This window comes from Rhodoflexus caldus, assembly GCF_021206925.1.
Taxonomy (GTDB): Bacteria; Bacteroidota; Bacteroidia; order Cytophagales; family Thermoflexibacteraceae; genus Rhodoflexus; species Rhodoflexus caldus.
The window spans coordinates 28,036-40,702 of the sequence record NZ_JAJPRF010000001.1; the positions used below are offsets into that span (position 1 = coordinate 28,036).

The 12,667-nt window shown below is 48.4% G+C and carries 10 protein-coding genes; 4 read left to right on the plus strand and 6 right to left on the minus strand.

Translation table 11 applies throughout. The features are described from left to right. Window positions 1-485 precede the first annotated feature (485 nt). Complete coding sequence (locus NDK19_RS00115) at window positions 486-2,792, plus strand: S9 family peptidase (RefSeq protein WP_250629789.1); 2,307 nt, start codon at window positions 486-488, stop codon at window positions 2,790-2,792. Between the two features lie 5 nt (window positions 2,793-2,797). Here NDK19_RS00115 and NDK19_RS00120 read toward each other — a convergent pair whose 3' ends face one another. The 5 genes from NDK19_RS00120 to NDK19_RS00140 form a co-directional block, all read right to left on the minus strand. Further along, a complete protein-coding gene (locus tag NDK19_RS00120) occupies window positions 2,798-3,811 on the minus strand; it encodes a hypothetical protein (RefSeq protein WP_250629790.1) in 1,014 nt (337 codons plus the stop codon). Between the two features lie 177 nt (window positions 3,812-3,988). Then, complete coding sequence (locus tag NDK19_RS00125) at window positions 3,989-4,564, minus strand: adenylate kinase (protein WP_250629791.1); 576 nt, start codon at window positions 4,562-4,564, stop codon at window positions 3,989-3,991. Window positions 4,565-4,646: 82 nt separating this feature from the next. Beyond that, window positions 4,647-5,804 carry a tetratricopeptide repeat protein gene (locus NDK19_RS00130; protein WP_250629792.1) on the minus strand — a complete coding sequence of 386 codons (1,158 nt, stop codon included), beginning with the start codon at window positions 5,802-5,804 and terminating at the stop codon, window positions 4,647-4,649. 14 nt (window positions 5,805-5,818) lie between these two features. Then, window positions 5,819-8,767, minus strand: a complete 2,949-nt coding sequence (locus tag NDK19_RS00135) for a DEAD/DEAH box helicase (RefSeq protein WP_250629793.1) — start codon at window positions 8,765-8,767, stop codon at window positions 5,819-5,821. Continuing rightward, entirely contained in the window at window positions 8,764-9,552 is a 789-nt protein-coding gene (locus NDK19_RS00140; protein ID WP_250629794.1) for an alpha/beta fold hydrolase, read from the minus strand. Before NDK19_RS00140 ends, NDK19_RS00135 begins: the two co-directional genes overlap by 4 nt. A gap of 156 nt (window positions 9,553-9,708) precedes the next feature. Here NDK19_RS00140 and rpsU point away from each other — a divergent pair, with 156 nt between their 5' ends. The 3 genes from rpsU (at window position 9,709) to NDK19_RS00155 (ending at window position 12,168) form a co-directional block, all read left to right on the plus strand. After that, window positions 9,709-9,906 carry a 30S ribosomal protein S21 gene (gene rpsU, locus NDK19_RS00145; protein ID WP_250629795.1) on the plus strand — a complete coding sequence of 66 codons (198 nt, stop codon included), beginning with the start codon at window positions 9,709-9,711 and terminating at the stop codon, window positions 9,904-9,906. A gap of 228 nt (window positions 9,907-10,134) precedes the next feature. Further along, complete coding sequence (locus tag NDK19_RS00150; RefSeq protein ID WP_250629796.1) at window positions 10,135-10,794, plus strand: DedA family protein; 660 nt, start codon at window positions 10,135-10,137, stop codon at window positions 10,792-10,794. A gap of 21 nt (window positions 10,795-10,815) precedes the next feature. Further along, window positions 10,816-12,168, plus strand: coding sequence for an FAD-dependent oxidoreductase (locus tag NDK19_RS00155; RefSeq protein ID WP_250629797.1), 1,353 nt, complete (start codon window positions 10,816-10,818; stop codon window positions 12,166-12,168). Here the strand turns inward: NDK19_RS00155 and NDK19_RS00160 are convergent. Continuing rightward, a complete protein-coding gene (locus tag NDK19_RS00160) occupies window positions 12,165-12,605 on the minus strand; it encodes a hypothetical protein (RefSeq protein WP_250629798.1) in 441 nt (146 codons plus the stop codon). The two genes, NDK19_RS00155 and NDK19_RS00160, sit on opposite strands and share 4 nt — an antisense overlap. Window positions 12,606-12,667: the final 62 nt, after the last annotated feature.

Consider the following 12,667-nt stretch of genomic DNA (forward strand, 5'->3'; position numbering starts at 1 on the left):
GCCAAAGGTTCCGCCTGAAAGGCCAAAAATCTTTTGTAACGTGTAACAATTTTGCAGTGCCTCAAAATAGTAAGAGGATTAATCGTGAGCAAGTGTTATGTGAATATTTTTTTATGCTTGTATGTTTGGCAGGTCATACTTATCGCTGTGCATGAATTTTTTTATACTGTATAGGTTTTTTGTGCCGATAAATCCCCGATATGCGTTCGTAGATGAAGAAATCAAATAGGTAAACAGATTTTATCTGCACATATGTAGATTGATACACTTAAAAATGTATATTACTCTGTTACAAAACACGCATAGTGATAACTTTTTTAGTTGTATGCTTTGTGGCAGTGGTTGCGATGTTGCCCAATGCCAAAACAAGAAGCAGTTAAACAGTAGAGTGCGGCAAGCAGGCAGCAGACATGCACTTGCGCAGATGTTGTTGTAAACCCGCTTTTTTATGGCGTATCTTTAAGCCATTCATTACCACAAACCACATGAAAGCAAAACTTACCTTTTTGTTGCTGTGGGTGGCGGCAGTAGCGGCGGCGCAAAGCCCGCAACTGAGCGTCTCCTACATCATGCGCGACCCCAAATGGATAGGCATTTCGCCCGAAAATATCCGCTGGGCTGATGACGGCAAAACGCTTTACTTTGATTGGAGCGATGATAAAAGCCTGCACGCTGCCGACCCTGTAACGGGCAAATGGCGCAAAGTGCCTTTGGAAGAGGAGTGCAATCTTGCATTTGGCGGGCAGTACAATGCCGCCCGTACCCGCCGCGTGTATGCCAAAGACGGCGATATTTTCATCAAAGACATGACTTCGGGCGCGGTTACGCAACTCACCCAAACCGTTGAAACCGAATCCGTGCCCCGCCTGAGTGCCGAAGGCGACCGCGTATTTTTCCAACAAGGCTTGAATCTGTTTGCCATACATCTCAAATCGGGGCGATTGGAGCAACTCACCGACTTCCGACGCGGCAACAAACCCGCCGAAACTAAAAAAACTGAGCAGGCACTTTGGTTGGAAGCCGACCAGCAGCGGCTGTTTGAGGTACTGCGGGAGCGCAAAGCCGCCGAGGATGCCCGCAAAGCACGTCAGGAGCTACTGCGCCCCATTCGCCCGAAGGAGTACTATTTTCAGGAAAAGCAGTTGGATAACTTCACCGTCAGCCCCGACGGCAACTTTGTGCTGTTCCGCGTAGGCACGCGCCCTGCCGGCAGCAAACCCTCCGCCGTACCGGACTATATGGCAGCATCGGGCTATACGGAAAACCTCAATGCGCGCCCCAAAGTCGGCGACCAACTGCCCACCTACGAAATTGCGCTCTACGACCGACGCCGCGATACGCTGCTCTACCTTTCCACCGCCCAACTGCCGGGCATTGACGAGCCGCCCGCCTACCTTGCCAACCCGCAGAAAAAGAAGCGCGAACTTACCCCGCTGGGGATGCAGTGGAGCGAAAACAGCCGCTATGCCCTGCTTGTGCTGCGTGCGCAAGACAACAAAGACCTTTGGATAACCGTTTTAGACCCGCAAACCGCCGCGCTGAAAACCATTGACCGCCAACACGATGACGCATGGATTGCCGGACCGGGCATCGGCTTCAACAACGGATGGATTGACAACCGCACCGTTTGGTTTCAATCCGAAGAAACGGGCTGGTCGCACCTCTACACCGCCGATGTGGAAACAGGCACAAAAAAAGCGCTGACCTCGGGCAAATATGAAGTTCGCTTTGCCCAACTCAGCCGCGACAAAAAACATTTTTACATCGCCACGAGCGAGGTGCACCCGGGCGAAGACCATTTGTACAGAATTCCCGTAGCGGGCGGCGCTATGCAGCGGCTCACCTTCCTAACAGGCGGCAACGAGTTTGCCATTTCGCCCGACGAGCGGTTTATTGCCATTCGTCATTCGTACAGCAACCGCCCTTGGGAACTGTACGTAATGGAAAACAAACCCAATGCCGTGCCGCGTCAAATTACGCAGTCGCAATCGGAGGAATTTAAGAAGTATGCTTGGCGCGAACCCGAAGTGCTGACCTTCAAAGCATCGGACGGTGCGGATGTGTACGCGCGACTCTATCAGCCCAAAGCGGACGTTAAAAACGGTGCTGCCGTAATTTTCGTACACGGCGCGGGCTATCTGCAAAATGCCCATAAGCGTTGGAGTACCTACTTTCGCGAGTACATGTTCCACAACCTGCTGGCAGACAAGGGCTACACCGTTTTAGACATTGACTACCGCGGCAGCGCAGGCTACGGACGCGATTGGCGCACGGGCATTTACCGACACATGGGCGGCAAAGACCTCAGCGACCACGTGGACGGGGCAAAATTCCTTACCGAAAAATACGGCATAGACCCGCAGCGCATCGGTATTTACGGCGGCAGTTATGGCGGATTTATCACCCTGATGGCAATGTTCACCACACCCGATGTGTTTGCGGCAGGTGCGGCGCTTCGCCCTGTTACGCATTGGGCGCACTACAACCACGGCTACACGAGCAACATCCTGAACACGCCCGTGCTGGATAGTGCCGCTTATGCCAAAAGTTCACCGATTTACCACGCCGAAGGGCTGAAAGGCTCATTGCTCATCTGCCACGGCATGGTGGATGTAAATGTACATTTTCAGGATGTCGTACTGCTGGCGCAACGTCTCATTGAATTGGAAAAAGACAATTGGGAAGTAGCGATTTATCCCGTAGAAGACCACGGTTTTGTAGAGCCGAGCAGTTGGACGGACGAATACAAGCGAATCCTGAAACTGTTTGACGAGAAGCTACTCAAACGGTAGCCGCACTAACGGAACAACTGTTTCAGGCTGACTTTTAGCACTTCGCCCATATTTTTACATTTGAGGAACTCGTCGCGCTTGTAATGGCGGGCGAGTTCTTCTTTAAGTTGGTCAACATTTTCCTGCGGGGCAATGGTATCCTGCAACATTACTTCCATTACGTCTTTGAGTACATAGCGCGAAGTGCGCAAGCGGTTTGCCATCAGCGAGCGCTCTTCCAATTGATACTGCCGCACGCTTTCAGGCGTCAGCACATCGTAGCCCAATTCAATAATCGGGTTGTTTTGTTTGAAATATTGCGGCAGGTAAATGGATTTGCGCCCTTCATAGCTTTGCTGGTCAAAGTCAATGGCGCGGATGCGGTAGTGCATTTCCTCAAAGTCGGGCGTGGTGTCAATCACAAAGTTGCTGGAGTGCATATCGCCCAGCAGGCGCACAAAACAGCGCTCATTGAACTTGACAAACTCTTTGGCCAAGCGAATTTTATTGACATCCGACAAATGCGTGCGGATAAATTGGTCGGCAGGGATGCCCAAAATGTGTTCTTCTATGAGCGTATCCTTGTGCAACAGATAGCGTACCCGATTGGGAGAAAGGATATCTTCCAGTTCCATTCCGTAAATGCGCGAAGCATCCGCAACTTTTACGTAAAAATAATCAAAATTATCATTGACTTTATTGACTATTCGCACGCGAAAGGGCTTGGTATTGCCATAGGTGCAAAGGTCTATGCGGTCTATGTAGAGGTGGTCTATTACCGAGAGGTTGCCTGCAATTTTTAGGTGCGCATAAATTTGTCGCAGGCTGGTAAAAATATATTCTTGGTCGCTTTCCGAGTAATAAACGCTTACCCACAGCGTATCGTTTCCTTGGCGGTCGTAGAGAGTGGTTGCACCGATAAACCGACACAAGTCCTGATATTGCAACGGAATAGCGATTTCCTTGCCGTATTTGTGCAGCAATCGGCGGAGTTTGTCCCCTACTTTGTAGGGTACTTTCTTTTTGCTGATAATCGCCATAGCAGGAGGGGGTTATTGCAAAGTGTATTGCCAATGAAAGTTGGTTGCATTCAATAGACAATCGGTAGCGGCTGTTAGTTCATTTCCCAAACGCCATAAGCCAAATTTAAGCAATGCACATAAAAAAACCCGACAGGTTTCGGAAATCTGTCGGGTTTTGGATGCGGGCAGAAAGTATTATGCCCAACCGTCAATCACGCGGCATAGGTTGGCAAAAATTTCTTCGATTTCGCCAATACCGTTGATAGAGGTAAACTTGCCTTGTGCGGCGTAGAAATCGGCAACAGGGCGGGTTTTGGTGTTGTATTCCTGTACGCGCTTTTGCACGAGCTCTTCGTTTTGGTCGTCGGGGCGGCCCGAGGTTTGCCCGCGCAGCAGGAGGCGTTTAACAAGTTCGGCTTCGTTTACTTCCAGCGCAATCATGCCCGAAATGGCTAAACCGTTTTCCTGCAACATTTTGTCGAGCGCTTCGGCTTGTGCTACCGTGCGCGGGAAGCCGTCGAAGATAAAGCCTTTAGCACTGCGGTTATCCTGAATTTTATTGCGAATCATGCCAATAACCACCTCATCGGGTACGAGTATGCCTTGATCCATCAGCTTTTTGGCAGATAGCCCAAGCTCGGTTTGTGCGGCAATTTCGGCACGCAATAAATCACCCGTAGAGAGGTGAATCAGTTGGTATTTTTCTATGAGTTTTTGGCTTTGTGTGCCTTTGCCGGCACCCGGAGGGCCAAACAGTACCAGATTAATCATGTGAAAGGTTTGTATTTATTTGCCAAAGGTTGATTTACAATTTGTTCATATAGCACAAAGGAAAGGAGCAATCGGTAAAAAATCAAAAATCCGATTTGAGATATTCATAATCGTCTAATGCTTTTGCCTGTTTGTAGTAGCGTTGAGCAACGGGCTGATTGCGTTGCTGCTTGTAGTAGCGGTACAGTCCGGCGTAGGTATAGAGTTTGTAAGGGTTGGCATAGCCGATTTTTTCGGCCAGCAACAGGTTCTCGGCCGCCTGATAAAATTTAACGGCTGCGGTCAAATCTTTGCGTTGAAACTCGGCCAGTATACCGTTGAAAACTTGGGCGGCTGCCATAAAAAGCGGTCTTTGCGATTTTTGCAAAGCAGGCAACATTTGCGCTGCCTCATCGTAGCGTTTGGTGAGCAGTGCAGTTTCTATAAAGGCAGCCACGTAGTGCGGATTGTTGGGAAAGCGCTGTGCCAGTCGGCGGCTGTGGGCTAAGGCTTTTTCGTGGTTGTTTTCGTAGCGCAGGTAAATGTGCGTTAAGTAGCCCGCTGCTTCGTTGGCTGTAAAAATGGCTTTTTGGGTGCAGGTTTCCAGATTTTCCAAGCCTTCTTTTTTGTTGCCTTCCTTGAAAAAAATGACAAACGGCCGATAAACAGGGTAGCGCTCGGGATAGTATGCCCTGTAATAGCTGTACAGCCCCGTCATGAAGTTGAGTTCAACATTTTGCGAACGCAAATCAAAAGCGGTTTTAATCAGGCCATAGAGTTGTTTGGCTTCTCCTACGGCTTGCATGGATTCGCCGCGTTCGTTGTAGTGCTGCATGAGCAACCCGCGGGCAGTGAGCATAAAAAACACGCCTTCCACATCATTGGGATTAACATCCAGCATTTTTTGCGAAGCGGCAATGGTTTTTTCCAGAAAATAGCTGTGTTGTTTAAAATTTTTACCCTCAAAATTATCAAACGGCATATGTTGCCAGAAAATCAACAGCGCGTTGAGCAACGGCGTAACGGGATGTTCGGGATGGCGCGCTTGCACTTCGGCAAAATAGCGCTGCGCCTGCGCGAAGTCGTGCCCGTACATGAGCGGCAAGCCTTTTTCCAATAGCTCCAACGCGGTTTTATCGGAGAGCAGTGGAGGTATTACAACTTTTTTCTGTTGCCCTGCCGCGGGGTTTACTTCGCCAACAGACAAGATGAGTGCCCAAGCAAAGAGCAATAGAAACAACCGGATTTTTGGTAGCATCATTAAACCGTAACAACTTATGCCAACAGCGCGCTGATGTCGCTTGCCGTCAGTTGCTTGACAAAATTTTCTTCGGTGAAAATCAAACCTTCTGCGAGTTTACGCTTTTTTTGCTGCAACAGAAGAATTTTTTCTTCCACTGTATTCTGTGTGATAAACTTATAGACCATCACCTTGTTTTCCTGCCCAATCCGATGCGCACGGTCTATGGCCTGCGCCTCTACAGCAGGATTCCACCATGGGTCTAACAAGAAAACGTAATCTGCGGCGGTGAGGTTCAGGCCTGTGCCTCCGGCTTTGATGGACAGCAGAAAAACAGGTACATCGGGGCGTTGCATAAACTTGTCCACTTGTGCCTGACGGTCGCGAGTGCTGCCGTCTAAGTAGGCATATTGGTACTTTTGCTTTTCCAACTGCATGCGCAGAAGTTCTAAATGCTTCACAAATTGACTGAATATCAGAACTTTATGACCTTCGGCAACGATGCTTTCCAAGCGATGGAGCACATCGCGCATTTTGCCGGAGTCGCCGATGTAGTCTTCCAGCACCATTTGCGGATGGCAGGCCAATTGTCGCAACTGGGTCAGCCCCTGCAAAATCAGGATTTGCGATTTTGCCAGCCCGTTTTTCTCGATATGCGCCAAAATTTCATTTCTGTATTTGGACTTTATTTTCTCATACTCCTCGTTTTGGCGGTCTGTCATTTCGCTGTAATGTACCTGCTCCATTTTTTCGGGGAGGTCTTTGGCTACTTGGCTCTTGTGCCTTCGGAGAATAAAAGGCTTCACAAGCGACTGCAACTTGTAAAGTTTTGCCGTGTCGTTCTTTTTTTCTATCGGGGCAACAAAATGTTGTTGAAAGTAGCTTTGCGAGCCTAACAAACCCGGATTGACAAACGCCATTTGCGACCACAAATCCAGCGTGCTGTTTTCTACGGGCGTGCCGGTAAGCGTGAGGCGGTGCTTGCCGTTGAGTCGTCGCACAGCCCGTGCTATTGCCGAATCGGGGTTTTTAATGGCTTGTGCCTCATCCAGAATGATGTAGTTGAAATAGTATTTTTCCAATAGGTCGTCTATGTCTTGCCGCACGATGCCGTAGGAGGTAATGACCAAATCGTACTTGTTGAAAATAGCGGTGTTTTTGTAACGGAATACGCCCGTGTATTTGAGTATGCGCATTTTGGGCGTGAACTTGCGTGCTTCCATTTCCCAATTGTAAATCAGGGAGGTAGGCAAAATCAGCAGAGAAGCGTGCGAAGGTGTTCCTTCTGCCGCAAACCGCTCTTTTTCGGCTTGCAGCAAGGCCAGCGTTTGTACGGTTTTGCCCAAACCCATGTCGTCGGCAAGGCAGCCGCCGAAATTGTAGTCGCGCAGGAAGCTGAGCCAGTTGTAGCCTGCCTTCTGATAGGGGCGCAATTGTCCCTTAAATTGTTCGGGCAGCGGGTAGTCTTCGGGTTGCTCAAAATTGCGCAATTGTTCCAACTTGCGGCTCATGTTTACGGTAGCGACTTCTTGTCGTTCCAACTCGTGCAGCAGTGCCACATGGTGTTTTTGCAGAATCAGTTGTTCGGATTTTTCTTCGGTGAAATACAAAAACTCGGCAAAACGGGCAAACCATGCTTCGGGTATAAGTGCCAACTCGCCGTTGGGCAGTTTAAACTCGCGCGTGCCTGCAAGAATGTACTTGCGGATTTGTATAAAAGGGATTTCGTATTCGCCGAATCGGATTTTTGCCTGAATGTCGAACCAGTCGTTTGCTTCTTTGACTTGCAGGTCAAAACGGCTTTCACCAATGAAATATTTTTTTGTTTCCTGATTGGTCTGCAACAGACGGATGCCGTGTGCGGCTGTTTGGTTTTGGTGGCGTTGTAACCATTGCAGCGCTTCGCGGCCTTCCATAGTAACTTTGCCTGTGCCTATTTCCAGACCGTTTGATACGAGCCAGCGCAACTGTTCCTTTTCTTGCTCGGGCGAGCGGATGATTTTATGGAATACGTAATTGCCGGCCTTGTTTTCTATGCAAACCTCACAGGCTTGCTCCTGCCCGGGTCTGAATTTAAATTCACCGTAGCGGAACTGTAAATCAAATTGTATTTTGAAGCAGGACGCAGCTTCTCTGTTGCCGTTTACGCTTTCCTGAAAAAGTCCGGTTTGTACAGGTACGGGCATTTCCGCAAAGCTCAGCGTTGTTTCCAGCGGATGTTGATGCACGCGAATGTCCAAACCTTCGGCGGTAACATCAAAACTGCTCAGAAATTGCGGCAGCACATTCTTGAAATACTGCTCTTCGGCCTGCTTAGGGATTTTCAACTCGTCCTTTTTCAAAAAAGGATACAGTTTTTTGCCGTCTAATGGCTGTGCAAAGCGATAGATATTTTGCCCGATGAGCAACCATGCGGGTTGCGTACAAATTACGATGCCGCTTTGCTCGGGAGTCATAGAGAGGCGAAGGCCGCGGTGGAAAAGTTGCAGAAAAAAACTTGTGCCTTCGCTGTGGCGGCGGTAGTGCGGCCGTACTTCTATCGGTTCGGGCATAAACGTCAGTTCTTTGTAGGTAGGGTTGCCGTCTTGCGCCATAATGAAGAATCGCTTGTCGGTCAGCCCTGCCAGATAGCTCGCGCGCCGCTTTTCCATGGCTTTATAGATAGCTTCCTGTACCTGCCGATTGCCTTTTTCTTTGTCGTATGTTTTCAGGAAAAAATCCTGTGCAGTCATTTTTTTAGTGGCAAATCGCCTTGCGACTGCTTCGGGGTGCATTTCTTCCGACAGGCGGATGAGTTCGCGGTCTTTTTCGTCTATCTGCGCGGCAAACTCGGCAACGTTCATGGATGAGAGTTTCTGATAGCGCAGCGAAAGTTTGCCGTCGGCATCTAACTGGACGGCGTAAGGGTCTATCAGATAACCCAAATATTCATGGCGGAGCAGTGCATAAACAATCGCAAAAGGTTGTGTGATATCTATTTTCATACAGACGCAAGAAAGGATTGCAGCGCTTCCAGCAGCGCGGCAGGTTGTTCGGCATGTACCCAATGCCCGGCATCGGCAATGGTTACTAAACGGCTATTGGGGAAGATGTTTGCTATTTGCGCAGCGTCTTCATCGGTGATGTAGTGCGAGCGGCTGCCCCTGATAAACAATGCGGGTGTGGTAATCGGGCGGCTGTACACAAGCGGTTGCCCCACCTCGGCAATGTGCGAAGTGATAACGGGCAAGTTGAAACGCCACGCAAATCGGTTGTCTTCGGTGCGGTAAAGGTTTTTGAGCAGAAACTGACGTATGCCCCAGTCCATACCATGGCTTGCCAGTATATTTTCTGCCTCTTGGCGGCTTTGCAGCGTAGCTAAGGGTATGGCATTCAATCCTTCTAAAATGTGCTGGTGATGCAAAGGGTAGGCACGCGGGGCAATATCTACCACTACCAAGCGGTCTAACCGCTCGGGAAAATCGGCGGCGAGTTGCATGGCTGCTTTTCCTCCCATCGAGTGCCCGATAACGGTTGTTTGTACGGGTTGTATCAGGTCAATGAGTTGCGCCATATCGGCCGCCATGTCGGTATAGCGCATACTTTCCGCGCGGAAACTGCGCCCGTGATTGCGCATATCGGCCATTACGACGTGATAGGTATCAGCCAGCGTTTTGGCCAGCGTTTGCCAGTTATCTAACAGCCCAAACAATCCGTGGAAGATGAAAAGACTGCCGTTGGCGCGGTTATTTTCGCCCAGTTCTTTAAAATGTAAAACTTGTGCTTGCAAGGTTGTCGGGTTTTGTTGCTACGATTGTTATTAAAAATCCGACCTGAAAGGTAGTAGTTTTTTGAAAAATATGGCGCATTGTTTTTAGAAAACATGCCAACTTGCTATATTTGCCCCTCATTTGGCATAAGCAAACACTTACACCGACATAAAAGTATGATTATCATCAACATCAAAGAAAACGAATCCATTGATAAGGCCCTGAAGCGCTTCAAGAAGAAATTTGAAAAAACAGGCGTAATGAAAGAACTGCGCGCCCGTACTTTCTTCGAAAAGCCTTCTGTTCGCAAGCGCAACATTCGCCTGCGTGCTGCCTATCGTCAGTCTATCATTGCGGAAAGCAACAAGGCATAATTGCGGCTCTCCGGTTTAATGCATTAAGCAGTTGAGCAATTTAAAACGCACTGTATAAGTATGCGGATTGTTTCGGATGGCACGGTTTTCCGCTGAATTAAATCCGAAATACCGAATCCCTGTTATGAAATGCTGTTTTACTTTGTTCGCTCATTTACCTCCTAAGCTGTTCTATTTGCTGTTTAGGAGGTTTTTTATTTATCATTTTCCCGAAAAGTCAGCGCTCTGATGGAGTTGTCCTCAGAAATTTTCAAATGGTTTACCGACCCGGAATACATCATCCTGTATGGTGGCCTTGCGCTCATTTCCGCAATCATATTTGCTGAAAATGGCGTTTTTTTTGCCCTTTTGCTGCCCGGCGAATCACTCGTTTTTCTTACCGGCGTATTTTGCCACATGGGCTTATTGCCACATTCGCTGCCTGTTACTTTGCTGGCTGTTTATGCAGCCGCATTTGGCGGCCACCAGTTCGGGTACTATTTCGGTGTGCGCAGCGGGCAGTGGCTGTTGCGGCAGGAGGACAGTTACCTCATTAAACGCAAACACTTGGCGCTCGCACGTGCCTATTACCGCAAATATGGCGTGTGGACTATCCTCGTAGGGCGTTACATACCGGTTGTCAGAACGCTGGCGCCTATTTTGGCGGGCAGTTTTGGCATGAAACACAGCGTTTTTACACTATATAACTTCATCAGCACCACCTTGTGGGCAATCCCATTCCTGTTGCTCGGTTACTTTGCCGGGGCAGTAGTACCCAATCCGCAGCGTTATTTGCCGCTTGTTTTTATCGGCTTGGTAGTCATCATTCTGATACCGTTACTGAAACCACTGATACCCAAAAGCTGGCTTGCCTTTTTTCAACATCGGGCAGAGGAAAACGATAATTAAACTTATCTATCCCGACACAAAATGTTACAACAAAAAGAAGAAGTATTGATTTTGGGCGGCGGGCTGGTTGGTTCTTTGCTCGCCGTGTTATTGGCAAAACGCAGCTATCGGGTAACTGTTTTTGAAGGTCGGCCTGACCCGCGCGAAAAAGGCTACGAACGAGGCAGGTCTATCAACCTTGCACTCAGCGACAGAGGCTGGAAAGCGCTGGAAAGCGCCGGCGTTGCAGAGGCAGTAAAAGACATTGCCATCCCCATGTACGGGCGCATGATGCACAGCCTCACGGGTGAACTGACCTACCAGCCCTACGATGATACCGGCAAAGCCATTTATTCCGTTACGCGCGGCGTGCTGAATCTGGCATTGTGCAACGAAGCTATTAAGCACGGTGCGGTTTTTAAATTCGGCTATCGCAGCACCGAAGTAAACCTGAAAACCAATCAGGTTATTTTGCGCCACACAGAAAGCGGTGAAATTATTACGGTTCAACCCGATATTTTACTTGGGGCAGATGGTGCTTTTTCGGCTGTGCGACAGGCCATGCAGCGCACCGACCGATTTAATTATTCGCAGCACTACATAGAATACGGCTACAAGGAACTTAGCATTCCGCCCACCGCAACAGGCGGTTTTCATTTAGAAAAAAATGCGTTGCACATCTGGCCGCGCGGCAACTATATGCTTATTGCGCTGCCCAATGGAGACGGCAGTTTTACCTGTACTTTGTTTTTCCCTTTTGAAGGCGATGTTTCTTTTGAAAAACTGACATCCGACACTGCCATTAGCGAATTTTTTCGGCAAAATTTCTCCGATGCAGTGCCCTTAATGCCAAATTTATTGCAGGAGTTTTCGGAAAATCCTACTTCATCGCTCATTACAGTTCGCTGCAATCCTTGGACATACGGCGGGAAGGTCGGCCTTGTGGGTGATGCCGCCCATGCCATTGTGCCTTTCTATGGTCAGGGAATGAACGCCGGTTTTGAAGACTGCCGCATCTTAACCGAGTTGTTAGACAAACATGCCGGCAATTGGGCAATAACTTTTAAGGACTATGAAAAAGCCCGCATTGACAATGCCAATGCCATTGCAGACCTTGCGTTGATGAATTTTGTAGAAATGCGCGATTTCGTAGCCAATCCTGCTTTCTTACTGCGCAAAAAAATTGAGGCACACCTTCATCAGCTATTCCCTGACGAATGGATGCCTCTTTACACCATGGTAACTTTTTCTGACTTGCCTTACAGCGAAGCCTTGCGCATCGGTCGGATTCAAGACAAGATTATGCAGCGGGTGATGGCAACAAAAGATATTGAGCAAATATGGCAAAGCCTTGATTTTGAGGCTATTAAGAATGAGTTGCTGCAAAGTATTTAGCGCAACCCCAGCCATTTTTCGGCATCTTCCACATTGTCAAAATAGCGCAGGCGTTCATGTGCATCGGCCGAGCCCACAGATGTCTCTTCAATGGTCTGTTCAATAGATACATGCGCAAAAAAGTCCTGACTCATTACAATAGCTGAAAAAGTATCTGTCGGCATGGAAGGGTCGGCATATAACTCCTGAAATTTTTCGCTCACCCATGTTTGTAAATCGGGAGTTACCGTAAATAAAAACTCCCGCAAGTCGTTCATGTAAATCAAGGGCTTGTACTGTTTCAACAAGGCAATGTAGTTGAGTAACTCTTTTTGATAAGTAATCTCATCCATTTCTTGCGATGCCGCTTTCCATGTAATATAAATTGCCCTTTTGGCACTATCATAAGCCAAATGTTGATAAGAACTGTTGTAAATTTCTTCCATTCTACTTCGCATCGGTTGATTGAACGCAATTTATATTTTTTTCAACAAAATCTTGTAAACATTATTTGTGCAGG

Bases quoted from the DNA above. Each gene is read 5' to 3' on its own strand.
- NDK19_RS00115 (WP_250629789.1), top strand. From the start codon at position 486: ATGAAAGCAAAACTTACCTTTTTGTTGCTGTGGGTGGCGGCAGTAGCG.
- NDK19_RS00150 (WP_250629796.1), top strand. From the start codon at position 10,135: ATGGAGTTGTCCTCAGAAATTTTCAAATGGTTTACCGACCCGGAATAC.
- NDK19_RS00160 (WP_250629798.1), bottom strand. From the start codon at position 12,605: ATGCGAAGTAGAATGGAAGAAATTTACAACAGTTCTTATCAACATTTG.
- NDK19_RS00125 (WP_250629791.1), bottom strand. From the start codon at position 4,564: ATGATTAATCTGGTACTGTTTGGCCCTCCGGGTGCCGGCAAAGGCACA.
- NDK19_RS00130 (WP_250629792.1), bottom strand. From the start codon at position 5,804: ATGATGCTACCAAAAATCCGGTTGTTTCTATTGCTCTTTGCTTGGGCA.
- NDK19_RS00120 (WP_250629790.1), bottom strand. From the start codon at position 3,811: ATGGCGATTATCAGCAAAAAGAAAGTACCCTACAAAGTAGGGGACAAA.
- NDK19_RS00135 (WP_250629793.1), bottom strand. From the start codon at position 8,767: ATGAAAATAGATATCACACAACCTTTTGCGATTGTTTATGCACTGCTC.
- rpsU (WP_250629795.1), top strand. From the start codon at position 9,709: ATGATTATCATCAACATCAAAGAAAACGAATCCATTGATAAGGCCCTG.
- NDK19_RS00155 (WP_250629797.1), top strand. From the start codon at position 10,816: ATGTTACAACAAAAAGAAGAAGTATTGATTTTGGGCGGCGGGCTGGTT.